Below are 24,938 nucleotides of genomic sequence, written 5' to 3'. Positions count from 1 at the left end.
ACAGCGGGCCGTTCACGACACGTGAAACCGGCCGGCGGCATTCAGGCACAAATCAGTCTGGACGCAGGCGGGGTTCAGTCACGCATCAGGGTCGACTTGCCGAACAGGCTTTCGACCAGGTCCACGGTCAGCTTGGCGGTGCGGTTGCGGCGGTCCAGGACCGGATTGAGTTCGACGATGTCGAGGGAGCCCATCCGGCCGGTATCGGCAATCATTTCCATCACCAGCTGCGCCTCGCGGTAATTGGGGCCGCCCGGCACGGTGGTGCCGACGCCCGGCGCGATGCTGGGATCCAGGAAGTCGACATCGAAGCTGACGTGCAGGTGGGTATCGGCGTCCACGCCCTCCAGCGCCGCTTCCATGGTCCGCTTCATGCCGACCTCGTCGATGTAGCGCATGTCGTAGACGTCGACCGCGTGATCCTTGATCAGCTTCTTCTCTTCCGGGTCCACCGAACGGATGCCGATCTGCCGCACCATCGCCGGGGTGATCGCCGGACTGTCGCCGCCCAGCCGGGTCAGCGCATTCGGGCCGATGCCGCACAGGCAGGCCACCGGCATGCCGTGGATGTTGCCCGAAGGCGTGACGTCGCTGGTGTTGAAATCCGAATGCGCGTCGAGCCACAACACCCGCAGGCGCTTGCCCTGCTGTCGGCAGTGGCGGGCGATGGCGGTGATCGAACCGATCGCCAGGCAGTGATCACCGCCCATCATGATCGGCAACCGGCCCTTGTCCAATTCCGCCGCGGTCGCATCCATAAGCGCGCGGTTCCAGGCCACGACTTCATCCAGATGGCGGTAGCCGCGCAGGGGTTCGGTCCAGGGGTTGGGCGGCCCCTGCACGTTGCCGGTATCGACCACGTCCACCCCGCGCGCGGCGAGCGCTTCCCCCAGCCCGGCGATGCGCAGGGCGTCCGGCCCCATCCTCGCGCCACGGTGTCCGGCGCCCACATCGGTGGGTACGCCAATCAGGGAGACGGGAGGGAACGTACGGGCCATCGGCGACACTCGGTGATTCGGGAAAGCGTGAAGTCTAGTCCGATTTGGATGACCGGACTGTGGCGCTGCAGCAGCGGGACCCAAGCGCGAAGCGTCAGCGGGCGCCGGTGGCTGCCGGGAACGTCGCGCCATAACCGCTTTCGCGCAGGATCGCATCCGCGTCCTCCAGCGCGAGGATCGTGGCGATCGCCGCGCGCTTGTCGGCCTGCCGCTGATAGTAAGCGCCGATGATCCGGTGACCGATCCAGTAGCCCAGTTCGGCCGGCCATCCCGGTGGCGGATTTCCGCCGTTCCACATCCAACGGGTCGCCGCTTTCACTGCCGCCTCCTCCGGTTCCCTGCCGGCCGGCCAATGCGTGCGCATCGTATGCCTGTCGGCGACGAAATCGCGCCACAGCTCCGCTTCGCGCGCCATGCCCCAGGCATTGTCCGCACCGGTGATGTCGCCGCCGGTGACCATTGCCGCGAAGAAGTTCGCGGCGCCCTCGCGCAGTGCCCACGCAAGCAGATCCCGCTGGACTTCGCTGCCTTCCCGCATCGGCGCCTGCAATGCGTGGATGGTTTCGTGGGCGAACAGGTGGCGCATGGCGCGGTGGAACGACTCCGCGTCGGCGATGCCCTGGCAGGCCACTTCGAGGCCTATCACCTGGCTGCGCGGATCGGCGGTGCCGCCCGAGTTGGCCGCGCCGAATACCACCGCGACCGGCGGCATCCTCCGTTCCGGGAACAGCCCGCGGTAGGCCAGGTAGACCGCGCGCAGCTGGGCATTGGTCCGCTCCACTTCCGGCAGGCACAGGTCGATGGCGTGCTGGTATTTTTCCTTGTTGGCCGCGATGGCGCGGGCAAGGTTGTCGGCGTTGACGATGCGATCCGGAGTGAATACCTCCACGCCGAGGCCCGCGCCGGACAGGTAGCCCGCTTGCAATTGCGCGGGCGTGGGCGCCCCGTCGGTTTGCTGGAACACGCGGGCGAACCGCCAGGCGTCAACGGTCTCGACTTCGATCACCAACGGATCGTCCACAGCTTCCGGAGAGGCTCCCCATGCGGGAGACATCGCCACGCCAGGCAGCAGACACCACAGACAGATGGAGGAACGAAAGGCAGCCATCCTCGAAATCCGGTGACGTGATGCGTGTGATTCTAGCCAGCCGCGTCCGGAGGATGGCGTTGCATCGCGGTGAACCAGGAACGAGGGGAAGAGAAGTGGTGCCGCTTATCCGAATCGAACGGATGACCTACCGCTTACAAGGCGGTTGCTCTACCAGCTGAGCTAAAGCGGCACGAAGGGAGTCGGCGTTGCGCCGGCTCCCGGGATTCTACCGCAGTGCGGCAGGACAGTCCTGCGCGGCCACCGCGACGCCGCCGGCCAGCGGCTGCAACGCCGCCACGCGCGTGCCGGCAGGCGCGGCGACATCCAGCCACCAACGCGACGGGCCCTCCTCGCCTATCGCATGGATCCGGGCGGGAAAGCCGGCCGCCACCAGCTGCGACTGCCGACGCTCCGCGCCTTCGCGGTTGCGATAGCGCCCGAGCGCGATGCCGTTGGTTTCCTCGCCCTGGTTGATCACCAGGAAATCGTCGAAACCCGCCGCGCCGATACGCTCGGCGGTCGCCACCGCGGCCTCGCGCGTCGCCGCCGGCGGCAGCGATACCCGATAGCCGCTGGCGCCCGCGCCCTGCGCTTCGCGCAGGGTGGCGCGGCCGATCGTCGGATCGAGCCTGCCGCGTGATTGCTCGGCGACGGCGCGCTCGGCGAACGGCCCCACCCGGAAGCAGACCCGCGGGGCGACGGGCGCGGCGACCGTCGGCGGCGGGAGCACCGCAGGTGTTGCGGCGGGTGTTGCGGCGGCAATCGCGGCGCGTGCCGTCGGCGCCGCTTTCTCCTCGACCAGTGCCAGGGTGGTGACCCCGGCCGGAATCTCCGGCAACGGCGGCGGAGCGGGTTCAGGGCGGGAGAACCACCAGGCGGCCACGCCCAGGTTCAGGACGACCAGCAGGACGATCAGGGCGCGAATCAGCATCCGGGGATTCTATCCACGACCGTCATCCCGCCGCACCCGCCGGCCAACCGGCCCTGGCCCATTGCGCGAGGCCTTCCAGCACCAGGGACGGCGCGAACTCGGAAGCGGGCAACCCGGCCCGCAGCGGTTCGGCGCCGCCGCCATGCAGCAGCAGCGCCGGCGCCTCCCCCAGTTCCTGCGTGGCCAGGCGGAGGCTACGCTCGATCAGACCCAGGGCCGCGCCCTCGCAACCGGAGGCGAGCGCATCCTCGGTCTCGTCCGCGAATTCCCGGTAGATCCCTCCCGTTGCGGGCAGGTGCGCGGCGGCCTGATGCAGGGCGCCCCGCATCAGCGTCGGCGACGGGCCGATGCGTCCGCCCCGATGCCGTCCCCGCGCGTCGAGCAGGTCGAGGGTCACGGCGGTGCCGACGCCGACGATCATCCAGGCGCGTTTCGCGCGGGCATGCGCCGCAACCATCGCCAGGAAACGATCCACCCCAAGTTTCTCCGGACGCGCATACGCGATCCGCACGCCCGCGAACGCGGCCTGCGTGCGCGCGAGCGAGATGCGCTGGAAGCGTTCGGTCAGGGCGTCGAGCACCGCCAGGGTCAGGGCGGGCGAGGCCACGCTCGCCAGGCAGGCCGAATCCGCCTGCTCGGGCAGGTGCCGGCGCAAGGCGTCGACGAAATCGCGTTCGTCATGGCCGAACGCGGTCACCTCGCCCAGTCGCCCGTCGGCCTCCAGCCGCGCGCATTTCAGGCGCGAGTTCCCCAGGTCGAACAACCACTGCGTCATTGCGCCCTCACGCTGATTTCTCCCGCATGCACGCTTTCCCATCCGCCGTCGATGAGGACGCGCAAGGCGCCGTCGCCGGCCAGGCCGCCCGCGACGCCATGACGTGTCCGTCGCGGATCCTGGATCGCGACTTCCCGTCCCGCCAGCACGTCCAGCGAGGCGAAGCGCGGCAGGAACGGCGTCAGTCCCTCCTGATCGAATTGATCCAGCGCGGGCAGCAATCGCGACAGCAGCGCGGCCGCCAGCACACTGCGATCCATGGCCGCGCCGTCCAGCGTGGCCAGGTCGACCCAGGGCTGATCGATGCGCGCCGCGAACGCCGCCGGCATCCGCACGTTGAGGCCGATGCCGATGATCGCCCGCACCGGCCCACCGTGTTCGCCGCCGCCCTCGACCAGCACGCCGCCGAGCTTGCGGTCATCCACCATCAGGTCGTTGGGCCATTTCAGGCCGGTCCGGACAAAGCCCAGCGCGCGCAGGGCTTCGGCCGCCGCGATGCCGGCCACCAGGCTGAGTCCTCCCAGCCGCGCCAGGCCGCCGGAGAACTGGCGGGCCAGCGACAGGTAAAGGTTGGCCGCGACCGGCGAGGCCCAGTGACGGCCACGGCGTCCGCGTCCGCCGGTCTGCTGTTCGGCCAGCAGCACCGCCGTACCCTGCGCCGGGGTGTCGCGGCGCAGCAGTTCGCTGTTGGTGGAATCCAGCGACCAGGCGACCTCCAGTCCCGCCAGGCCGGCACGGCAGGCGGGCGCCAGCGCCCGCTCGATCGCGCCCGCGTCCAGCAGCGACACCGGTTCGGCCAGGGCGTAGCCCCGCCCGGCCTTGGCGTCGATCCGCACCCCCGCCTCGCGCAGCGTCTCGATGCGCTTCCACATCGCGGCGCGGGTCAGGCCGGCGTCCCGGGCCAGCGCATCGCCGGTGGCCGGGCCGGCGAGCAGGCGCGCCAGCAATTCGCGTTCGGCGCTCACCCGGCGCGCCCCCACCTCTTGGCGGAAGCGGGAAAACAAGGCTTTCGGGGAACGGAGGGGATGCGGCGCATGCGGCCATTATGCCGGGGCAGGCCGGGCGTCGCCGGGGCCCGGCCGACGCATCCCGGAAGCGGCCGCGCCTGTTCAGGCCGACAATCCGTTTTCCGGCTATATTCAGCCCGATGGCTACCGCCTGGGTGCCATCCGACAGGAGTCCTCCCGATGCTTCGCGCCAGCTCTCTCGTCCTGCTGACCTGCATCTGTGCGCCGGCGATGGCGCAGAACGGTCGCGTGCTGTCGACCGTGACCGCGTCGGCATGCCAGGAGATCGTCGACAAGGCCAACGATGCGGCGCCGCCCAGCGAAGCCTCCACGCGCGCCGCGCGTGCGTCCGTGCGCGACAAGTATGCTCCCGCGAATACCTCGACCAACACCGTGTTGCCCGTCGTGGGCAGCCGCGGCGGCGGTGGCGAGGACGAGAGCGATCCGACTCCGGCGCTGCCGCGCCCGCGTGCGCCGAAATGGCACAGCTTCCTGCCGGGCATGTTCCGCTGACCGGTGTTGCGCCTGTTCCGACGGCTTCGTCCGCCTGCTCCCCTCGATGACGCGATCTGGCAGCACGTCTGCCGCGATACGCCATGGATCGCGCGTCTGGATGACGTGCGCCGCTGGCGACTGCGCGCGCTGACCGAACGCTTCCTGCACGAGAAGACCATCACGCCGCTGGGCGATCTTTCGCTCGACCTGCCGCAATACGCGCAGCTGGCCGCGCTGTGCTGCCTGCCGCTGCTCGAATTCGGACGCCGCGGCTGGCGTGGCTGGTCGCAGCTGATCGTCTATCCGGACGCGTTCCGCGTACACCGCAGCCACACCGACGCGGCCGGCGTGCAGCACGAATGGGAGGACGATCTGGCCGGTGAGTCCTGGGATGCCGGCCCGCTCATCCTTTCCTGGGCCGACGTGCAGGCGGATCTGGCCGAACCCGATGCCGGCTTCTGCGTGGCCGTGCACGAAATGGCGCACAAGCTCGACGCCCTCGATGGCGAAATGGATGGCACCCCGCCGCTGCCCGGCGACTGGCATCGCCGCTGGGCGCACGATTTCCAGCGCGCCTACGACCAGTTGTGCCAGGAAGTGGATCTTGGGCGCGAGACCCGCATCGACGCCTATGCGACCGAAGGTCCCGACGAGTTCTTCGCGGTGGCCACCGAGTACCACTTCTCCGCGCCACACCTGTTGCGCCGGACCATGCCCGACGTGGCCGCGCATCTGCGCCGTTTCTACGGTCCGCCGCCGGAATGGTGAGCGCCCTGCGCTGACGCGAAGGGCCGTGCTCAGAGGCCCTGCGGCAGGGTCACCACGAACTGGGCGCCGCCCAGTTCCTCCGAACGACCGACCTGCAGTTCGCCACGATAGTCGCGGATCAGGTCCTGCACGATCGACAGGCCGATGCCGTGGCCGTGCACGCGCTCGTCGCCGCGCACGCCGCGTTGCAGGACGACCGGGATGTTCTCCTCGCTGATGCCGGGACCGTCGTCCTCCACCGACAGATACAGGCCCGCGCGCCGCTGCGGCGCCGCTGGCAATGGCCGCACGGTCAGCAGGACGCGCGAGCGCGCCCACTTGAACGCGTTCTCCAGCAGGTTGCCCATCAGTTCCTGCAGATCGCCGGTCTCGCCATAGAAACGCGCCTGGGGTTCGATTTCGAATTCGCACAGCACCCGCTTGCCGGCGTACACCTTCTCCAGCCCGCTCACGATCTCCTCGGCATGGGGCTCGATCGGCACCGGCGCGGAGAACAGCTTGTGGCCGCTGGAAGCGGCGCGGGCCAATTGGTAGGACACCAGGCCGTTCATGCGCTTGAGCTGGTTGTCCAGCTCATCGCGCAGCGCGGCTTCGCTGGCGCCACTGTCCAACTGGGTGCGCAGTACCGCCAGCGGGGTCTTCAGGCTGTGCGCGAGATCCGCCAGGGTGTTGCGCTGGCGTTCCAGGTTTTCGCGCTCGCTCTCGATGAAGGCGTTGATGCTGTCGGTCAGCGGCTCCAGTTCGCGCGGATGGCGTTCGCTCATGCGATCGATCTGGCCACCCTGCACGCGGGTAAGCTCGGTGATCACGCGGCGCAGCGGACGCAGGCTCCAGCGCAGCACGGCCATCTGCAACAGCAGCAGGATGAAACCGGCGCTGCCCAGATACACCCACAGCGCGCCGCGGAACACCCGCATCTGCGCGTTGAGCGCCTGCGCGTCCTCGAGGATGTAGATGCTGTAGGGAAATTCGGCTTCCGGGCCGCGTTCGGCCCAGACGAAGCCCACGCCATAGCGGTAGACCTGGCTCTCGCTGCCATCGGCGCGGCGGAAGGTGACCGGACCGTCGAAGGCTTCCTCCAGCGGGCCGAGCATCGGCGACGCCGGCAACACGGGGCCAAGGGTGGAATTCGAACCCCAGCGATCGTTGGGCAGGATCACTTCCGCATACAGCCCGCTGTCGGGCATGTCGAAGCGCGGATCGGGGGTATCGAACGGCGGAATCAGCGCTCCGCCGCGGGTGAAGTCGATTTCGTCGGTGTACTTGAGCGCATACGCCTTCAGGCGCTGGCGCAGGTTGTCCTCGGCCGTGGCGATGAACGCCCGGTCCAGCGCGTAACCGGCCAATGCGAGGAAAGCCACCAGGCCGAGACTGGCCGCCAGCAGCTGGCGCGCCCGCAGCGAGCGGGGACGCCAGCCGTCAAACGGCGTACGCCGCGGCTTGGCCGAAGGCTCGGCGTCCGCCGGGGACGCCATCAAGCCTCGTTGGTGCGCGGGATGGCGAAGCGGTAGCCGCGGCCGCGCACGGTTTCGATCGGCTTCAGTTCGCCTTCCGGATCCAGCTTCTTGCGCAGGCGGCCGATGAAGACTTCCAGCACGTTCGAATCGCGATCAAAATCCTGCTGGTAGATGTGCTCGGTCAGATCAGCCTTCGAGACCAGTTCGCCGGCGTGCATCATCAGGTATTCCAGCACCTTGTATTCATAGCTGGTCAGATCGACGTTGCTGCCGTTGACGCTGACCGTCTGCGCGGCCAGGTCCAGCGCGACCGGACCACACTCCAGGGTGGGCTTGCTCCAGCCGGCGGCGCGGCGCAGCAGCGCGTTGACGCGCGCCAGCAGCTCCTCGACGTGGAACGGCTTGACCAGATAGTCGTCGGCGCCCTGCTTCAAGCCCTCGACCTTGTCCTGCCAGCTGGAACGCGCGGTCAGGATCAGGATGGGGAATTTCTTGCCCTCGTCGCGCAGGGCCTTGATCAGCTCCATGCCGGACATCTTGGGCAGGCCGAGATCGATGATGCCCACGTCGAACGGGACTTCACGGCCCATGTAGAGGCCTTCCTCGCCGTCCTGGGCGGCGTCGACGGCGAAGCCTTCGCGCTTCAAACGGGCGGCCAGGGTTTCGCGCAGGGGGGCTTCGTCTTCGACCAGCAAGATACGCATGGACTCTCCTTGGAATGCGGACGGCGCCAGGGCCGTCACGAGCTTACGAGTTGATTCTACGTAAGACTACGGTTGAGGTGGGTTATCACCACGTGCAGACGCGGGCGCCTGTTCGCCCTCTCCCCCACGCGACGGCGCGCGGCGACGGTTGCCGCCGGCGTCGTCCATGTAACGCACGCGGCCACGCTCATCGATCACTTTCATGCGATTGATGTCGCGACCATCGAACGGCACGCGTTCGGCGCTCAGCACGCGGATGCCGGGTTCGCGCTGGGCGCGACGCACGGAATCGGACAGCGAGTCGTGGTTGTTGTTGTCACGGGCATCGTTCGAACGCGGAAAACCCCGCTCCCGGGGAGCGGAACGGTTGTCCTGATCCTCCTTGTCCTGGGCCTGCGCCCCGGCCACAACGGTCATGCTGCCGGCGAGGGCCAGCAGTGCCACGAACGCGATGGAAGAAAGTGTGCGATGCATAACGGAATCGTAACGGATCTCGGCTTCCCAAACTGAACGGAACCCGAAACCACTTCTAGACCAATGGAGGCAAAGTCTTGGCTCCGGGCAGTGAATCCGGTCTGAACTTATCCACAAGTCCGGCGGCGCCGTTCAGCTAACAGAACGGTCAGAAAATCTCGCCGACACAACACCTTAGCGAGCCTCCGCCGGCCTCGATGGCGGCCAGCGGGACGTCCCGGACCGTGAAGCCGGCGTCGTCTTCGAGTCGACGGCGCGTCACCGCCGCCAGGGCTTCCGACGCCCGGCGGCTCATCCAGACGCTGTCCGGGCGCAGGGCGATCGCGTTGGCGGCGAACGCCGCCTGTTCGTCCGGCGACAGCGCGATCGCCATCGGGCCATACAGCGCGGCCAGGACCGCGGGAACCTCCGGATCGGCGAAGCCCGCCGGAGACAGCAGGGCCGCGCGCCCGGCCAGGACCGCCAGCACGACGTTGGTGTGGTACTCGCCGGGGGCCAGATCGAACACCAGGGTGGCGCGCAGGCCGAAGGCGTGATGCATCAGCGCCGCGCCGGCCTCGTCGCAACGTTCGGACAGGCCGCAGAAGCCCAGGCCGCGCGCGCGATCGATCACCAGCGCGCCGGTCAGTTCGCAGGGATGCGGCTGGACGGAGAGATCATGTTCCCGGTAGCCGAGCGTGTCGCGGAAGAAACCACGGATGTCGTCGCGCGCCGCTTCACGCCGCCTGACCTCGTGGCGCATGCGGCCGACGATCAGGCGGCCGGGCGCGGTCGCGAACACGTTGTTGGGAAACACCGCGTCCGGCGTGGCCGGATCTCCGGCGAACGCAATCAACGGCAGTTCGCTGGACAAGGCGCGCTGCAGGGCGCGGTGCTCGGCCTGCGCGGCGCCGGCGTCGAAGTCCGCCGCGTCGGCCATGTAACGGTTGTCGCGCGCGGACTGTTCGGCGCGGACGAAGCCTTCCGGGGTGACCAGGAACGCCGCGCGCGCGGTGGCCGGTCCGAAGTCGGGACCGACGGCGCGCGCGATGCGCAGGAACGCCTCGCAGTCCCGCGTCGGCCCGATGCCGGACAGGTTCAAGCCGCCGGCTGCAGGCGCGATTCGGTCGCCGCCAGCGCCTGTTCCACCAGCGACCAGTCCGCGCCCGGGCGATGCGCGCCTTCGCTGAGGATCTGGCGGAACATGCGACCGCCCGGCTGGCCATGGAACAGGCCCAGGACATGGCGGGTGATGTGCTTGAGCGCCACGCCCGCCGCCAGTCGCGCCTCGACATAGGGGCGCAGCGCGCGCAGCAGCTCGGCGCGACCGCGCAGCGGCGCGCCCCACAGAGACGCTTCCAGCACGTGCAGCAGGTAAGGCTCGTGATAGGCGGCGCGTCCCAGCATCACGCCATCGCTGTGCCGGAGGTGGACCTGCACGTCCGTTTCGGTGGCGATGCCGCCATTGACCGCGATGGTCAGATCGGGACGCTCCTGTTTGAGCTGGTAGGCCCATTCGTAGCGCAGCGGCGGAATCTCGCGGTTCTCCTTCGGCGAGAGTCCCTGCAGCCAGGCCTTGCGCGCATGCACGAAGAAGGTCGTGCAGCCCGCCCCGGCCACCGTATCGACGAACGCGCGGAAGCGATCGTAGTCCTCCAGTTCGTCCACGCCCAGCCGGCATTTGACCGTCACCGGGATGGCGACCGTGGCGATCATCGCGGCCACGCTGTCCGCCACCAGCGCCGGTTCCTTCATCAGGCAGGCACCGAACCGTCCGGCCTGCACGCGATCGGAAGGACAGCCGACATTGAGGTTGATTTCGTCGTAACCCCATGCCTCGCCGATGCGCGCGGCCTGCGCGAGCAGATCCGGTTCGCTTCCGCCCAGTTGCAGGGCCACCGGATGTTCACCCGGATCGAAACCCAGCAGGCGATTCCTATCCCCGTGGATCACCGCCTGCGCGTGCACCATCTCTGTGTACAGTCGCGCATGCGGCGACAGCAGCCGGTGGAACACGCGGCAATGGGAATCCGTCCAGTCCATCATCGGGGCGACGGACAGGGTCACGCCCTCGGCAATATGCGGGCTGCGGGGCCTTGGCCCCGTCGGGACGGGTGTTTCCGGGGACTGCATTGCGGGTGTTCCGGGCTTGTTGGCGGAGGCGGAGGGGAGCGGGCGTCAAGGCCCGCAGGCCGCCCGCGCCCCGCATTATCGCCCGGATCCGCCCATGCCTGGCCGCTTGCCCGCTCCCCCGCTCCGCCACTCGCATGGTCCGCACCGGCTATCCGGCGACGGCCGGGCCGTCGGTATTGATGGATTCGGCGGTGACCACCCAGCGCGACCCGTTCCATTTCCAGGTGACCAGATGCTTGCCCTTGACCCGCATCCGCTTGCCTTCGGACAGCACCGTGGCCTCGAATTCGCCAAGTTCGTAGGCCATGTCGCCGACGGCCGCGACGATGATCTCGGTGGGCCGGAAGCGGGCCGAGTAGCCCGGCGTGTCCAGGCGCTCCCTGAACCACGCGCGGATCGCCGGTTTGCCGCGGATGATCGGGCTGCCATGGACCAGGAAAGCGGCGTTGTCATCGTAGTTCTCCATCACCTGATCCAGGCGGCCGGCGAACAGATCCTCTGACCATCGCGCATCCACTTCACGGATCGCCTCGATGGCGCGGCGATGGGCGGGTTCTTCGGCGCCGGCGGTGAACGTCGAAGCCGCCGCCGAAAGGCAAAGCAGCGCGCCAAGCAGGCGCATTCCGAATTTCCCGCGCATCATCCCGCCGCGCCCTCCCTGCGGCCGAAATGGGAGATCTTGTTCGCGATCTTCCATTCATCGCCGACCTTCAGCAGCAGGAAGTAGTCGGTGATCACCATGGCGCCATGATCCAGCGTGATCCGGGCGGTGCCGGCGCTGCCCGAGGCGTCCATGAAGTCGATGGTCCGCACGCGCGAGGCTTCGTTGGCCGCCGGCTGGCCCTTGAAGAACGCGCAGAATTCGTCGAGGGTCAGCGAGGTGACCTTGCCGTCGCGCACGCTCTCTATCCGCGCGCTCGGCAGGAACGCGCGGCGCATGTGGGAGGCGTCGCCGGTGGCCTGCCCGCGGAAGTAGTGATTGATCGCCTGGCGCATGCCCGCCTGCGCGGCGGGATCCTGCGCCGCCGCCGTCGAGGCCGCCTGCGCATCCGCGGGCGGTGCCGGCACGCTGGTTGCAAGGAGGATCAAGGCGCCCGCGAACAGGCCGCGAAACCGGTACTGGTTCATTGCAGATCTCCGAGGAATTTCCAGCCAGAGATTGGCTGGCGGCGCGCGTTCGGACAATCCCGCCCACCGCGGATTTCGCACGCTTCGGCGCAACCGCCGCGACGCGCGACGGTTCACTTGAACAGGGCCAGCCGATCGCGATAGCTGCGCGAAAGCTTGAGTTCCTGCCCGCAATCCAGGGTCAGGAAGTACTCGCCGTTGAGATGCGGGCGCAGCGAACTGACCCGCGCCGCGTTGATCAGGGTCGAACGGTGGATGCGCGGGAAGCGCATCGGATCCAGGCGCTTCTCCAGTTGCCCGAGGCTGGCGCGCAGTACGTGGGTTTCGTTATCGGTGTGGATGCACAGGTAGTCGCCGGCCGCATCGACCCAGCGGATGCTGGCGCGCGGCAGACGCACGGTGCGCGCGCCGTCGCGGATGGCCAGCGGCGCATCCGGATCCCGCAATTCCTGCGCGTCGCCGGCTTCCAGCGCCTCGTCCAGGCCCAGCGCCGGGCGACCGCTGAGCGCGCCGAGCAATCCGAGCAGCCGGGCGCGGTGATCGCTGGCCTCGCGGCGATCCAGCGCTTGACGCACGCGGAACAGCGCCTGGTGCAGCCGGCTGTCGTCCACCGGCTTCAGCAGGTAGTCCACCGCATTGGCTTCGAACGCATTGAGCGCGTAGTGATCATAGGCGGTCACGAACACCACCAGCGGCATCTGCTGCGCCGGAATCGCGCGCAGGGTGGCGAAGCCGTCGAGCCCCGGCATCTGCACGTCCAGGAACAGCAGGTCCGGTTCGTGCGCCGACACCGCGCGCACCACCGCCGCGCCGTCGCCGACCTGGTCGACGATGCGGATGTCGGCCTCGCCGGCCAGGCGCAGTTCCAGCCCGCGCCGCGCCAGCGGTTCGTCGTCGGCGATCAGGGTCCGGATCATCCGGTCCCGCCGGGGTTTGGACATGCTCATTCCCTGGGCACGCCCGCGGTTTCGAACGGCAGGGTCATCGTCACCTCGAAGCCTCCTTCCGGGCGGTTGCGCAGTTCGAAACTCTGCTGTTCCCCGTACAGCACGCGCAGCCGATCCCGGGTGTTGGCCAGCCCGACCCGGTTGCCGCGCGGCGCGCTGTCCGGCGGCGCGCCGCCGTCATCCAGCACGGCCCATCCGGGGCCATCGTCGATGACCGACAGCCTCAGTCGCCCGCCCTCGCGCGCGGCGCGCAGGCCGATCGTGCCGCCCTCCACGCGCCTGGCAATCGCGTACTTGATGGCGTTCTCCACCAGCGGCTGCAACAGCAGGCTCGGCAGCAGCGCGGACCAGCAGGCGGGCTCGATCCGCGCGTCCACCCGCAGCCGCTCGGCGAAGCGGGTCTTCTCGATGTCCAGGTACAGGCCAATCGCATCGAGTTCCTGCTTCAGCGTCACCCGCTGCATCGGGTCGGCGTCGAGCGAATGGCGCAGGAACGCGCTCAGTCCCTGCACCATCCGGTTGGCGGTGGCGTTGTCGCGGTCGAGCACCAGGGTGGAGATCGCGTTGAGCGTGTTGAACAGGAAATGGGGATTCAACTGGTAGCGCAGCATCTTCAACTGCGCCTGGTGCGCCATCGCGGTCGCCGCCAGTGCGGCCTCGGTCTGCATGCGCAGCTTGCGCCAGGTGGTCATGACCAGATACAGGCTGACCCAGCCCACCACCACGTACAACTGGCTGATGAGGTAGCTGAAGTAGCCGAACCGGGTGAACGGAAGGCAGGCCCGGCACCACGCCAGATCGGTGACCAGCTTGTAGGCCAGCGCCATCGCCGCGGCGGTGAGCAGCACCGGCAGGATCATCACGAGCGCCACCCGCGCCGGTGGCAGCTGGGCGCAGGCGCGCAGCAGCCGGCGCAGGCCGAGCGTGCCCAGGAATCCGGTCGCCGCCACCGCAAACAGCACGGTCCAGTATTCGGCGGGCTTGCCGTTGGCGAGCGCGGAGAAGTAGTTGACCAGGAACACCCCGCTCCAGCCGCCCACATGCAGCCACCAGAACAGCGCGCCCGGGGAGTCCGCGCGCGGGCGCCCGTCGCGCGGATCCGGCGTGGCGTGGCGTGTCAGGGCGGGATCGGGATTCATGGCGCGCGGGCGTTGGTCTGGATGACAGCATAAGGCGCGGGCGCATCGCCGAAGGCGGTCCTGGCTCGGCTCGTCGCGCGCGGGAAACGTTCCGGCGCAAACGCGGCTTCGGACGTCGCGACGGCGGCTAGCCTGACGGTCGGCGCGTGCAAGCTCCCTCCATCCACCCGGCGCGCCCGACAGGCGGCGTGGAACGATACCAAAAGGACATGTCGATGCTGTTCGAACTCGCGATGGTCGCGGCCATGGCCACGGCCCAGGTGGACACCACCACCGTCGCCACGGGACTTCGCCGTCCCTGGTCCATGGCGTTCCTGCCCGGGGGCGATTTCCTCGTCAGCGAGAAGGAAGGCGGGCTGGTGCGGGTCGGTCCCGATAGCGCGAAGCATCCGGTCGCCGGCATGCCCGCCGACATCGACAACATCGTGGCCAACCGCGGCGACAACAGCGGCCTGTTCGATGTGGTGCTGCATCCGGACTTCAGCTCCAACCGGCGCATCTATTTCTCGTACGCCTCGCGCGACGCGAGCGGTTCGACCACCCGGCTGGCGACGGCCCGGCTGCTCGATGACCAGCTGGTCGAGGTCCGTTCCCTGTTCGAGGCCACGCCGCGCTCGAGCGAACGCGTCCACTACGGCGGCGGCCTGCTCATCGACGACCGGCGCCGGCTGTACCTGACCGTCGGCGAGCGGCATTTCCGCGAAGGCAGCAACCCACCGCTGCCGGTGGCGCAGGATCCCGCCGACCGGCGCGGGAAGATCTATCGGTTCACCCTGGAAGGCGAGCCCGCGCCCGGCAATCCGGATTTCGGTGCGGGTGCGGTGCCCGGCCTCTATGCGCTGGGCATCCGCGCCGCGCAGGGACTGGCGCAGGAACCGGATGGCGGGCGCATCTGGATGTCCGAACACGGTACGCACCGGGGCGACGAGGTCAACGTGCTGCGGCCGCGCGCCAATTACGGCTGGCCGGTGCATACCTCGGGCCGCTACCGCGATGCCGGCTACCGGCCGCAGGCGTTGCCGGGCGCGATCTACACCGCGCCTGCCTGGACCTGGCTGGATCGCACGATCGCGCCGGCCGGGCTTGTGGTCTACAGCGGTTCGCAGTTCCCGGAGTGGCGCGGCGATCTGATCCTGGCGGGACTGTCGACCGGCAGCCTGCTGCGGCTGGACGTGGATGGCGACCGGATACTCGGCGAGGAGCGATTGCTCGCCGGCACCCGCCTGCGCAACGTGAAGCAGGCCCCGGACGGCGCCCTCTATCTGCTGACCGACGAAGACGACGGACGGCTGTTGCGGCTGGAGCGACGGCCATGAAGCGCATGCGCCGCGCGCCCGCGCGCCATCAGTGGGTGCCGTCGATGAAGCGCAGGCCCACGCCCGGTTCGGTGGCGATGTAACGCGGCGCGGAAGCGTCGTCGCCGATCTTCTGGCGCAGCTTGCCGACCAGGATGCGCAGGTAGTGGGTGTCCTGCTGGTGGGTGGGGCCCCACAGTTCGCGCAGCAGCTGCGGCTGCGTCACCACCCGGCCGGCATGGCGCAGCAGCAGCGACAACAGCGCGAATTCCTTGCGGCTGAGCGCCAGTGCTTCACCATCGAGAAGCACTTCGCGCCGGGCCAGATCGACATGCAGATGGCCATCGTCGAACACTACCGGCGCTTCCGTGACCGCGGCGGCCTGGGTGCGCAACAGGCCGCGGATGCGCGCCATCAGTTCCTGCACGCCGAACGGCTTGGTGACGTAGTCGTTGGCGCCGGCATCGAGCGCGGCGACCTTCTCCTGTTCGCCCGCGCGCACGGTCAGCATGATCACCGGCACCTGCGAGAAACCGCGTATCTCGCGCAGCACCTCGTGGCCGTCGCGATCCGGCAGGCCGATGTCCAGGATCACCAGATCCGCGCCGGACGACGCCAGCGTGGTCAGGCCGGACGCGGCATCCCCGGCCAGCAGCACCCGATAGCCCTGCGCGCGCAGGCTGATGTCGAGGAACTTGCGGATCTGCGGTTCGTCGTCGACCACCAGGATGCGGACCGGGGGCGCGGACGGAACCGGATTGTCGGCGGGATTCAAGGCGGGACCGGCGGAACTCAGGGATGCAGGAGGGGAAGCGTAATCCTGATCGTGGTGCCGCGGCCATCCGGCCCCGGCAGCGCCTCCACGCTGCCGCCGTGCGCGCCGATCATGCCCTGGCAGATGGTCAGGCCCAGGCCGGTGCCCTGGCGTCCGCGATCACCGCGCTCCACGCTGTAGAACATGTCGAAGATGCGGCTGCGTTCCTGCTCCGGAATGCCCGGGCCGCGATCGCGCACGTCGATGCGCAGTTGTTCGTCGACCAGGCGCGCCTCCACCTCGACCGGTTCGCCCTGCGGCGAGAACTTGGCCGCGTTCTCCAGCACGTTGAACACCGCCTGTTCGACCAGCGCCGGATGCACCCAGATCGGCGGAAGATCGGCGGCGATGCGGGTACGCAGCTGCACGTCCGGCTGGTAGCGCTGCAATCGGCCGACCGCCGATCCGATCAATTCATCGACGTTGATCCAGTCGCGGTTGAGGGTCAGCCCGGTGTGACCCAGCCGGGTCATGTCGAGCAGGTTCTGGATGTAGCGATCCAGCCGCTCGCCCTCGCGCTGGATGGTGTCCAGCAACGCCTTGCGATCCTCCGCGTCCATGGCGTCGGCGTAACTGGCCAGGCTGCTGGCCGAACCGATCATCGAGGCCAGCGGCGAGCGCAGATCGTGCGAAACCGACGACAGCAGCGCCGAGCGCAACCGTTCGGTCTCGCCGGTGATGCGCGCGCCTTCCAGATCCGCGACCAGCCGGGTGCGCAACGCGGCCTGGGCGATGTCGTCGGCCATCGCCTCGGCCATCCGTCGCTGCTCGAAACCCAGCCGCGGCAGTTCACGCGGAAAACGCACGCCGGCCACGCCCATCACCCCGCGCGCGTCGCGCAGCGGCAGGAACCACCAGGCCGACCCGGCCAGGGTGTCGGTGAAACGGCCGGTGGCCTGCGCATGCTGCTGCGCCCAGTCGGCGGCGGCCAGATCCTTGCCTTCCAGCACCACCCCGTTCGATGCCGCCACCTGCCCGTCCCAGCGCAGCCACGCCTCGGCGTCCATCGCCGTGGCGAGCGCGTCGCGGCCGGCGGCCAGCACCTGGCCCAGATCGGCCGCGCTGGTGAGTTTCCGGCCGAGCGTCTGCAAGGCGTTGGCGTGGGCATTGGCGGCGCGCAGCGCCAGCACCTGCATGCGCAGGCGCGAGGCCAGGCGGCCGGCGACCAGCGCGGCCAGCAGGAACAGGAACACGGTGGTGACGCCCTGCGAGGCGCCGATGTTGAAGGTGAAGCGCGGGTCGATGAAGAAGAAGTTGTAGGCCAGGAAGCTCAGCAGCGCGGCCACCACCGCCGCCGCCATCCGGGTCCGGGTCGCCACCAGCACCACCGCCACGATGAACACCATCGACAGATCGTCGATGCCGGTCCAGCGTTCGATCAGCCAGGACACGCCCACCGCCAGCACCGCCGCGATCACCGCGAACAGCAGGTCGTGGCGCAGTACCGGCACGTCGGCGCGGTTCCAGCGCCGGCGCGAACGCGCGCGCGCTTCCGGCGTGTTGATGATGACCAGTTCGTAGTGCGCGGCGCGCTGCAGCAGCTGCTGGGTCAGGGTGCGGTTGAACATCCGCGCCACCGGTCGCTCGCGGGTGCGCCCCAGCACCAGGGTGGACGCGCCGACCTGCGCCGCGTGATCGAGCAGCGCGTCGGCGATGCTGTTGCCGTGCACGACCTCGGTCTGCGCGCCCAGCCGCCGCGCCAGCGCGAACGCGCGATCCAGTTCCAGCTGGACCGCCTCGCCCGCTTCGCGCGCCTGCACGGTGACCACGGTCCACGGCGCGTCGCGGCGTTCGGCCAGTCGCCGCGCGACCCGTACCAGATATTCGGACTGGCCCATGCCGTCGACCGCCACCAGCACCCGGCGGCGCAGGGCCATGCCGGGCAGGCCGCGCGCGGTGCGGGTATCGCGCAGGTCGTTGTCGACGCGGTCGGCTACGGTCTGCATGGCCAGCTCGCGCAGGGCGATCAGGTTCGACGGCGAGAAGAACGCCTGCAACGCCTGCGCGGCCTGATCCGGCAGGTAGACCTTGCCCTGGTGCAGGCGCTCGATCAGTTCGCGCGGCGGCAGATCCACCAGCACGATGTCGCGCAGGCGGTCGAACACCGCGTCCGGCACGGTCTCGCTGACCCGCACGCCGGTGATCCGGTGGACCACGTCGTTGAGGCTTTCCAGATGCTGGATGTTGATGGTGGTGTAGACGTCGATGCCGGCTTCCAGCAGTTCCATCACGTCCTGCCAGCGGCGCTCGTGGCGGCTGCCCGGCGCGTTGCGGTGGGCCAGTTCGTCGACCAGCGCGACCTTGGGCCGGCGCGCCAGCAGCGCGTCCAGATCCATTTCGTCCAGCCAGCGCCCCTGGTAACCGACCCGCTTGCGCGGCACCACCTCCAGACCCTCGGTGAGCGCGGCGGTCTCGCTGCGGCCATGGGTCTCGACGACGCCGATCACCACGTCCACGCCCTGCTTGCGCAGTTCCCGCGCGCGCGAAAGCATCGTGTAGGTCTTGCCCACGCCCGGCGCCGCGCCGAGGAAGATGGTCAGGCGCCCGCCGGCCTCCCGGTGCAGGCCATCGATCAGGGCGTCGGCTTGGCGGCTGCGGGCGTCGGTCATGCGGCTATTGTGCCTGTTGCGCGGCGGACGGCAGCGCGTCCAGCGCCAGGTTCAGGCGCAGGACGTTGACCCGGGGTTCGCCGAACACGCCGAGCTGCGGCGATTCGGTGTTCCGCCGCACGAGTGCGGCCACGGTGGAAGGCGGCAGGCCGCGCGCGCCGGCGACGCGGGCAATCTGCACCTCGGCGCCGCGCGCGCTGACATGCGGGTCCAGACCGCCACCGGACTGGGTGATCAGATCGGCGGGCACATCGGCCGGCGCGATGCCGTCGCGCGCGGCCACCGCCACGCGCGCCTGGTCGATGCGCCTGCGCAGATCCGGATTGCCGCGCGACTGGTTGCTGCCGGCCGCCGCCATCGGGTCGTAATTGGCCGCCGAGGGACGCGGCTGGAAGTAGCGCGCATCGGCGAACGGCTGCGCCACCAGCGCCGAACCGACCGCGTGGCCTTCGGCCGAGACGATGGAGCCGGTCGCCTGCGCGGGAAACAGGCCACGCCCCAGTCCGGTGCCGGCCAGCGAATACAGCAGGCCGAAGCCGAGCAGCGACACCAGCGCCAGGCCGATGGAGGGCCGCCACAGACCCGCGCGGGCGATGTCGGGGGAGGCGACGATTTTGTAGCTCACGGGAGATTGCATGTCGGATGTCCTCAGGCGCCGGTCACGAACGAGAGCGCCATGTCGATCAATTTGATGCCCACGAACGGCAGCAGCACGCCGCCCACGCCGTACATCAGCATGTTCCGCCGCAGCAGCACGGTGGCCGACGCCGGGCGGAAGCGCACGCCGCGCAGGGCCAGCGGAATCAGCGCGGGGATGATCAGCGCATTGAAGATCAGCGCCGCCAGCACGGCATTGGCGGGACTGGACAGGTGCATCACGTTCAGCGCCGCCATCTGCGGCAGCGCGGCAGCGAACAGCGCCGGCAGGATCGCGAAGTACTTGGAGACGTCGTTGGCGAGCGAGAAGGTGGTCAGCGCGCCGCGGGTGATCAGCTGCTGCTTGCCCACTTCCACCACCGCCAGCAGCTTGGCCGGATCCGAATCCAGGTCGACCATGTTGCCGGCTTCCTTGGCGGCCTGGGTACCGGAATTCATCGCCAGGCCGACGTCGGCCTGGGCCAGCGCCGGCGCGTCGTTGGTGCCGTCGCCGACCATCGCCACCAGCTTGCCGGCGGCCTGTTCGCGGCGGATGCGCGCGAGCTTGTCTTCCGGCCGGGCCTCGGCGATGTAGTCGTCGACGCCGGCCTCGGCGGCGATCGCGGCGGCGGTCAGCGGATTGTCGCCGGTGATCATCACGGTCTGGATGCCCATCGCGCGCAGGCGGGCGAACTTCTCCTTGATGCCGTGCTTGACCACGTCCGACAGCTCGACCACGCCAAGCACGTGCCGGCCCTCGGACACCACCAGCGGGGTGGCACCGCCGCGGGCGACCTGCTCGACGCGCGCGGCCAGTTCGTTGGGCACGCCGCCGCCCTGGGCCTGCACGTGCCGGCCGATGGCGTCGCCGGCGCCCTTGCGGATGTTCCGTCCCTCCACGTCCACGCCGGACATGCGGGTCTGCGCGGTGAACTGCAGGTAGGTCGCCCGCTCCGGTTCGGCCAGGGTGCAGCCCTGTTCGCGCGCCAGCCGCACGATCGACTTGCCTTCCGGGGTCGGGTCGGCCAGCGAGGCCAGCAGCGCGGCGTCGCGCAGCTGGGTCCTGTCGATGCCGGCCAGCGGATGGAACGCGGTGGCCTGGCGGTCGCCGTGGGTGATGGTGCCGGTCTTGTCCAGCAGCAGCACGTCGACGTCGCCGGCCACTTCCACCGCCTTGCCGGACTTGGCCAGCACGTTGGCCGACAGCGCGCGGTTCATGCCGGCGATGCCGATGGCCGGCAGCAGGCCGCCGATGGTGGTCGGAATCAGGCACACCAGCAGCGCGATCAACAGCAGCGGGTCCACCTTCACGCCGACGAAGGCGCCGATCGCCGGCAGCGTCGCCACCACGATCAGGAAGGTCAGCGTCATCGCCGCCAGCAACAGGGTCAACGCGATCTCGTTCGGGGTCTTCTGGCGGTTGGCGCCCTCCACCAGCGCGATCATCCGATCCAGGAAGCTGTGCCCGGGCTCGGCGGTGATCTTCACCACGATCTCGTCCGACAGAACCTTGGTGCCGCCGATCACGCCGGAACGGTCGGTGCCCGCCTCGCGCAGCACCGGCGCGGATTCACCGGTCACCGCCGACTCGTTGATGGTCGCCAGCCCGCGGATGATCTCGCCGTCGGCGGGAATCTGCTCGCCCGCGGACACGATGACGTAGTCGCCGGGGCGAAGTTCGGCCGCCGGCATGCGGGTCTCGGCACCGCCCAGCGCGGTGTCCACCCGGCGCGCCACCAGATCCTTGCGCGCGCGCCGCAGCGACGCCGCCTGGCCACGTCCGCGCGCCTCGGCCACCGCTTCGGCAAAATTGCCGAACAGCACGGTCACGAACAGGATCACCGTCACCGCCGCGCCGAATCCGATGGGCGCCAGGCCGGCGAGCGTGATCACCGCCGACAGCAGGGTTCCGCCCATCACCACCGCCATCACCGGGCTGCGGATCAGGTGCTGCGGCGCCAGCTTGAGGAAGGCGTCGCGCAGGGCGGCGCGGAAGGCCGCGCCATCCATCAGCGCCGGATGATCCCGGCGGGTTTTTTCCTGGAAAGAAATCGTCGTCATGGGAGTGCTCTCATTGCGCCGCCAGCGACAGGTGATCGGCGATCGGTCCCAGCACCAGCGCCGGCATGAACTGCAGCACGGTGAGGATCACGACCACGGCCACCAGGGTCAGCGCGAAAGTGGGTGTTTCGATGTGCAGGGTGCCGGCCGACTCGGCGGCGCGGCGCTTGCCCGCCATGCGAGCGGCGACCAGCAGCGGGATGATCAGCGCCGGGAAGCGGCCCAGCGCCAGCGCCACCACGCAGCTCAGGTTCCACCAGTAGGTCGCGTCGCCCAGGCCCTCGAAACCGGAGCCGTTGTTGGCGAAGGCGGAGGTGTACTCGTAGAACACCTGGCTGATGCCGTGGAAGCCGGGATTGGAATTGCCGGTGATCGAAGGCACCGCCAGCGTGATCGCGGTCAGTCCCAGCACCACCAGCGGCTGCAGCAGGATCAGCAGGGCCAGCCAGCGCACTTCGCCGGCCTCGATCTTGCGGCCGAACAGTTCCGGCGTGCGTCCGGTCATCAGGCCGGCCAGGAACACGCTCAGCAGCAGGTACACGATGAACTGCTGCAGGCCGCAGCCCACCCCGCCCCAGATCGCGTTGACCAGCATGTTGACCAGCGTCACCAGCCCGGTCAGCGGCGCCAGCGAGTCGTGCATGGCGTTGACCGATCCGTTGTTGACCTGGGTCGTGACCGCCGCCCACAGCGCGGAGGCGTCGGCGCCCAGCCGCACTTCCTTGCCTTCCATCAACGCCGGGTCCGCGGCGGTAACCGAATGCGCCTCGGACCAGATCGCCGCGCCGGTGGACACCACCGACATCAGCATCATGCTGCCGAACACCAGCGCGGTGAATTTCCGTCGGCCGGTGAACGCGCCGACCATGAACACGACCGACACCGGGATCAACAGGATGCCCAGGGTTTCCAGCAGGTTGGACAGCGGGGTCGGATTCTCCAGCGGCACCGAACTGTTGGGGCCGTACCAGCCGCCGCCGTTGGAGCCGAGCTGCTTGGCCGCGACCATCGCCGCGACCGGTCCCAGCGGAATCTTCTGCTCCGTCATGCCGGCGGAGCGGTCCACCGGCGTGGCCACCGGGCCGGCCGCGAGCGTGGAAGGCACGCCCTGGCTGGTCAGCAGCAGCGTCCACAGCAGGCACAGCGGCAGCATGAAGCGCACGGTCGGGCGCACCACGTCGGCCCAGTAATTGCCGACGTCGACGCGCTCGACGGTCGGGTCCGCGCCGCCTTCCCTCACGGTGTCGGCGGGATTGCGGCCACCGAACAGCGCGCGCAAGGTCGCCACCACCATCGCCAGGCCCATCATCGGCGTGACCACCTGCAGGCCGACGATGCCGGTCATCTGCGACAGGTAGGACAGCTGCGCCTGGCCGGAATAGTGCTGCTGGTTGGTGTTGGTCAGGAACGACACCATCGTGTGCAGCGCGGTGTCCCAGCGCATGTTCGGGATGGCGTCGGGATTGAACGGCAACCACGCCTGGGTCATGAAGATGACCCACGTGATCAGGCCGACGATCAGGTTGCTGAGCAGGAACGCGCCGGCATAGCCGCGCCAGTTCATGCCGCGCTCCGCGCGCGTACCCAGCAGCGCGTAGATCGGCTTCTCGATCCAGCCGAACAGCCGATCGCCGCGCATCGGTGCGCCGCGCATCACCGCCGCCAGGTAGCGGCCCAGCGGCCAGCCCAGGGCGATGGCGAGCGCGAAGACGAGGAAAGCTTCAGTCATTGTCGTTCACCGCATCAGAATTCTTCGGGACGCAGGATCACGTACAGCAGGTAACCCGCCGCCACGATCACCGCGATGCCACACAACAGGGCCAGCCAACCAGGCATGGGAGTTCTCCTCAGAAGGACGCTTGCAGGGCCGCCTCGACGCGCGAGCCGGCCAGATCCGGAAACAGGCGCTTGGCGGAATCGTCGGTGGCGTGCGCGGTCACCCGCAGTTCGAACGGGGCCTTGAACGCCCATGCCGCGCCGAGTTGGCCGTGCGCATAACTGTCGCCATAGGCGTCGTCCAGCCAGTAGTGGCCGACCGTGCCTTCCAGGCGCCATTGCGCGTTCAGCGGCAGGCGCGCGCCCAGTTGCGCGTAGGTGCCGTGGTGATCGGTCGCCAAGGCGTCGTTGGACCAGCCGACCTGCGCCCAGTAGTTCTGCTTCCACGTCACCGTGCCGTTGAGTTCGGTCCAGTCGAGATCAACGTTGGCGCCGGGATAGCGGTAATGGGTGAGGTTGACGTCCAGCGCCCAGTCGTCGGCCAGCGGGCCGGCCCAGCCAACGACGAAGTCGAATTCGCTGGAGGCGTGGGTGTCGGGCGCGAATTCGACGCTGGAGCCCCACACCGATCCATACAGGCCGTTGCCGGCGGCGGCTTTCACGCCGGCCTGGATCGCGGGGTCGCCCTGGGTCTGGGTGGTACCGCGCCACACGTAGTCGGTGGTGAGGGTGGCGTTGCCGCCGAGGGTGCCGGCGGCGGCGGGTGTGGCCAGCGCCAGCAGGAACGCGCACGCCGGGAACGACGTGCGGAAGGAAGGGATGCGCATTGCGGAAGGTCCACGCGGAAACGGCTCCGCGGCTGCGGAAATCTTCCCGCCGGCCGGCGTAAAGCCTCCATTCGCGGTCCAGGTGGCCGCGTAAATTCGGCGTAAATTCCGCCCGTTATCCGTCGTTCCCCGCGTGAGTCCTCAGCGTGCGGGCGCCGCGCTGAAAAGCGAGCGGATGGTCCTGACCAGGGCTTTGCCCGCTGCCGTTCCGCCATACAGGGCGTGATCGATGGCGAGACTGCGCGCCAGCGTCATCAGGTTGCCGGCAAGTTCCAGGGTGGGTGCGGGCGGCGTCTGGCCCGCGAGCGAAAACAAGCGCGTCAACAGGGCCGCGTAGGCTTTGCGCTGTTCCGCCATCAGGGCCGCATAGGCCTTGCCGAACGCCGCGTTGCGGGCGGCGTGCAGGTGCAGTTCGGTGGCGAGCATCGCCTGTTCGGCATCCATGCCGAAACTTCTCGCCCAGCGTTCCAGTGCCTGCAGCGCGGCGCCGAAATCGTCACCCGCGGCGTCGATCGCGCCGAGGATGTGGCTGGCCTCCTGCTCCTTGTGCTGGCGCAACAGATCGAGCAGCAAGTCCTCCTTGCTGCTGAAATTGGAATAGAACGCGCCCTGGGTGTAGCCGGCAGCGCGCGCGATGTCGCGCACCGAGGCCGCCGCGAAACCCCGCTCGGCCACCTGTTTGCAGGCGGCCTCGATCAGACGCCGGCGGGTTTGTTCCTGGCTTTCTTCGCGGGTCAGGCGTTGGGGAGAATGGTCAGTCATGTGACATTGCAGATATCGATTGCTATCTGGAATTGACAGGGCAAGGCGACAAAAATACCATGCGCCATCCAGATATCAGTCGATATCTGGAATTCCCTCGCCGCTTCGAGAGCCTGTCATGTTTCCCCACCTGCCCTATCAACCGGCCCTACCGACTGGTGAAATCCTCCCCTCGCCGCCCCGGAGCCGGCAA

At 69.0% G+C, this 24,938-nt stretch carries 25 protein-coding genes and 1 tRNA gene; 3 read left to right on the top strand and 23 right to left on the bottom strand.

What is annotated here, in order from left to right; all coding sequences use genetic code 11:
- Positions 1-74: 74 nt before the first annotated feature.
- The 6 genes from rocF to birA form a co-directional block, all read right to left on the bottom strand.
- Positions 75-998, bottom strand: coding sequence for an arginase (gene rocF, locus ACTHN1_RS04325; RefSeq protein WP_440469728.1), 924 nt, complete (start codon positions 996-998; stop codon positions 75-77).
- A 94-nt stretch (positions 999-1,092) separates the two neighbouring features.
- Positions 1,093-2,004 (bottom strand): gliding motility protein GldB-related protein, encoded by a 912-nt coding sequence (locus ACTHN1_RS04320; protein WP_440469727.1) that lies wholly within the window; start codon positions 2,002-2,004, stop codon positions 1,093-1,095.
- A gap of 198 nt (positions 2,005-2,202) precedes the next feature.
- A tRNA-Thr gene (locus ACTHN1_RS04315) sits at positions 2,203-2,278 on the bottom strand.
- A gap of 36 nt (positions 2,279-2,314) precedes the next feature.
- Positions 2,315-3,019, bottom strand: coding sequence for an SPOR domain-containing protein (locus ACTHN1_RS04310; RefSeq protein ID WP_440469726.1), 705 nt, complete (start codon positions 3,017-3,019; stop codon positions 2,315-2,317).
- A gap of 22 nt (positions 3,020-3,041) precedes the next feature.
- Positions 3,042-3,794, bottom strand: coding sequence for a type III pantothenate kinase (locus tag ACTHN1_RS04305; RefSeq protein ID WP_440469725.1), 753 nt, complete (start codon positions 3,792-3,794; stop codon positions 3,042-3,044).
- Positions 3,791-4,759, bottom strand: coding sequence for a bifunctional biotin--[acetyl-CoA-carboxylase] ligase/biotin operon repressor BirA (birA, locus tag ACTHN1_RS04300; RefSeq protein WP_440469724.1), 969 nt, complete (start codon positions 4,757-4,759; stop codon positions 3,791-3,793). Before birA ends, ACTHN1_RS04305 begins: the two co-directional genes overlap by 4 nt.
- Positions 4,760-4,981: 222 nt before the next feature.
- Between birA and ACTHN1_RS04295 the strand changes: the two genes are divergently transcribed.
- Together ACTHN1_RS04295 and ACTHN1_RS04290 are read left to right on the top strand one after the other, a co-directional pair.
- Positions 4,982-5,314 carry a hypothetical protein gene (locus ACTHN1_RS04295; protein ID WP_440469723.1) on the top strand — a complete coding sequence of 111 codons (333 nt, stop codon included), beginning with the start codon at positions 4,982-4,984 and terminating at the stop codon, positions 5,312-5,314.
- 6 nt (positions 5,315-5,320) lie between these two features.
- Positions 5,321-6,064 (top strand): zinc-dependent peptidase, encoded by a 744-nt coding sequence (locus ACTHN1_RS04290; protein WP_440469722.1) that lies wholly within the window; start codon positions 5,321-5,323, stop codon positions 6,062-6,064.
- Positions 6,065-6,093: 29 nt separating this feature from the next.
- Here the strand turns inward: ACTHN1_RS04290 and ACTHN1_RS04285 are convergent, their stop codons facing one another.
- From ACTHN1_RS04285 to ACTHN1_RS04245, 9 genes are all read right to left on the bottom strand, one after another.
- A complete protein-coding gene (locus ACTHN1_RS04285; RefSeq protein ID WP_440469721.1) occupies positions 6,094-7,539 on the bottom strand; it encodes an ATP-binding protein in 1,446 nt (481 codons plus the stop codon).
- Positions 7,539-8,225 (bottom strand): response regulator transcription factor, encoded by a 687-nt coding sequence (locus ACTHN1_RS04280; protein ID WP_141455518.1) that lies wholly within the window; start codon positions 8,223-8,225, stop codon positions 7,539-7,541. Before ACTHN1_RS04280 ends, ACTHN1_RS04285 begins: the two co-directional genes overlap by 1 nt.
- Before the next feature lie 66 nt (positions 8,226-8,291).
- Positions 8,292-8,669 carry a hypothetical protein gene (locus ACTHN1_RS04275; RefSeq protein WP_440469720.1) on the bottom strand — a complete coding sequence of 126 codons (378 nt, stop codon included), beginning with the start codon at positions 8,667-8,669 and terminating at the stop codon, positions 8,292-8,294.
- A gap of 178 nt (positions 8,670-8,847) precedes the next feature.
- Entirely contained in the window at positions 8,848-9,780 is a 933-nt protein-coding gene (locus ACTHN1_RS04270; protein ID WP_440469719.1) for an arginine deiminase-related protein, read from the bottom strand.
- On the bottom strand, positions 9,777-10,811 hold the full coding sequence (gene dusA, locus ACTHN1_RS04265; RefSeq protein ID WP_440469718.1) for a tRNA dihydrouridine(20/20a) synthase DusA: 1,035 nt from the start codon (positions 10,809-10,811) through the stop codon (positions 9,777-9,779). Before dusA ends, ACTHN1_RS04270 begins: the two co-directional genes overlap by 4 nt.
- Before the next feature lie 148 nt (positions 10,812-10,959).
- The gene (locus tag ACTHN1_RS04260) at positions 10,960-11,433 is read right to left on the bottom strand and encodes a YybH family protein (protein WP_440469717.1); all 474 of its coding nucleotides are present in this window, start codon (positions 11,431-11,433) and stop codon (positions 10,960-10,962) included.
- Positions 11,434-11,450: 17 nt separating this feature from the next.
- Positions 11,451-11,939, bottom strand: a complete 489-nt coding sequence (locus tag ACTHN1_RS04255; protein WP_440469716.1) for a nuclear transport factor 2 family protein — start codon at positions 11,937-11,939, stop codon at positions 11,451-11,453.
- Positions 11,940-12,052: 113 nt separating this feature from the next.
- Positions 12,053-12,880, bottom strand: a complete 828-nt coding sequence (locus ACTHN1_RS04250) for a LytR/AlgR family response regulator transcription factor (RefSeq protein ID WP_440469715.1) — start codon at positions 12,878-12,880, stop codon at positions 12,053-12,055.
- 2 nt (positions 12,881-12,882) lie between these two features.
- The gene (locus ACTHN1_RS04245; RefSeq protein WP_440469714.1) at positions 12,883-14,025 is read right to left on the bottom strand and encodes a sensor histidine kinase; all 1,143 of its coding nucleotides are present in this window, start codon (positions 14,023-14,025) and stop codon (positions 12,883-12,885) included.
- A 188-nt stretch (positions 14,026-14,213) separates the two neighbouring features.
- Here ACTHN1_RS04245 and ACTHN1_RS04240 point away from each other — a divergent pair, with 188 nt between their 5' ends.
- On the top strand, positions 14,214-15,341 hold the full coding sequence (locus ACTHN1_RS04240) for a PQQ-dependent sugar dehydrogenase (RefSeq protein WP_440469713.1): 1,128 nt from the start codon (positions 14,214-14,216) through the stop codon (positions 15,339-15,341).
- 28 nt (positions 15,342-15,369) lie between these two features.
- Here ACTHN1_RS04240 and ACTHN1_RS04235 read toward each other — a convergent pair whose 3' ends face one another.
- The 8 genes from ACTHN1_RS04235 to ACTHN1_RS04200 form a co-directional block, all read right to left on the bottom strand.
- Positions 15,370-16,095 carry a response regulator gene (locus ACTHN1_RS04235; protein WP_440469712.1) on the bottom strand — a complete coding sequence of 242 codons (726 nt, stop codon included), beginning with the start codon at positions 16,093-16,095 and terminating at the stop codon, positions 15,370-15,372.
- A gap of 17 nt (positions 16,096-16,112) precedes the next feature.
- Positions 16,113-18,743: an ATP-binding protein gene (locus ACTHN1_RS04230; RefSeq protein WP_440469711.1), complete on the bottom strand. Its 2,631-nt coding sequence runs from the start codon at positions 18,741-18,743 to the stop codon at positions 16,113-16,115.
- 4 nt (positions 18,744-18,747) lie between these two features.
- Positions 18,748-19,380: a potassium-transporting ATPase subunit KdpC gene (gene kdpC, locus ACTHN1_RS04225; protein WP_440469710.1), complete on the bottom strand. Its 633-nt coding sequence runs from the start codon at positions 19,378-19,380 to the stop codon at positions 18,748-18,750.
- An 11-nt stretch (positions 19,381-19,391) separates the two neighbouring features.
- Positions 19,392-21,440, bottom strand: coding sequence for a potassium-transporting ATPase subunit KdpB (gene kdpB / locus ACTHN1_RS04220; protein ID WP_440469709.1), 2,049 nt, complete (start codon positions 21,438-21,440; stop codon positions 19,392-19,394).
- Between the two features lie 10 nt (positions 21,441-21,450).
- Positions 21,451-23,169: a potassium-transporting ATPase subunit KdpA gene (kdpA, locus tag ACTHN1_RS04215; protein ID WP_440469708.1), complete on the bottom strand. Its 1,719-nt coding sequence runs from the start codon at positions 23,167-23,169 to the stop codon at positions 21,451-21,453.
- A 14-nt stretch (positions 23,170-23,183) separates the two neighbouring features.
- The gene (locus tag ACTHN1_RS04210) at positions 23,184-23,276 is read right to left on the bottom strand and encodes a potassium-transporting ATPase subunit F (RefSeq protein WP_141455506.1); all 93 of its coding nucleotides are present in this window, start codon (positions 23,274-23,276) and stop codon (positions 23,184-23,186) included.
- A gap of 11 nt (positions 23,277-23,287) precedes the next feature.
- On the bottom strand, positions 23,288-23,983 hold the full coding sequence (locus ACTHN1_RS04205; RefSeq protein ID WP_440469707.1) for a TorF family putative porin: 696 nt from the start codon (positions 23,981-23,983) through the stop codon (positions 23,288-23,290).
- 141 nt (positions 23,984-24,124) lie between these two features.
- Positions 24,125-24,745: a TetR/AcrR family transcriptional regulator gene (locus ACTHN1_RS04200; protein WP_440469706.1), complete on the bottom strand. Its 621-nt coding sequence runs from the start codon at positions 24,743-24,745 to the stop codon at positions 24,125-24,127.
- Between the last annotated feature and the right edge of the window lie 193 nt (positions 24,746-24,938).

This window comes from Pseudoxanthomonas sp. (assembly GCF_051953815.1).
Lineage (GTDB): Bacteria > Pseudomonadota > Gammaproteobacteria > Xanthomonadales > Xanthomonadaceae > Pseudoxanthomonas_A.
Note: the sequence above shows the minus strand (reverse complement) of the source record. Positions and strands in the feature narration are given on the sequence as shown.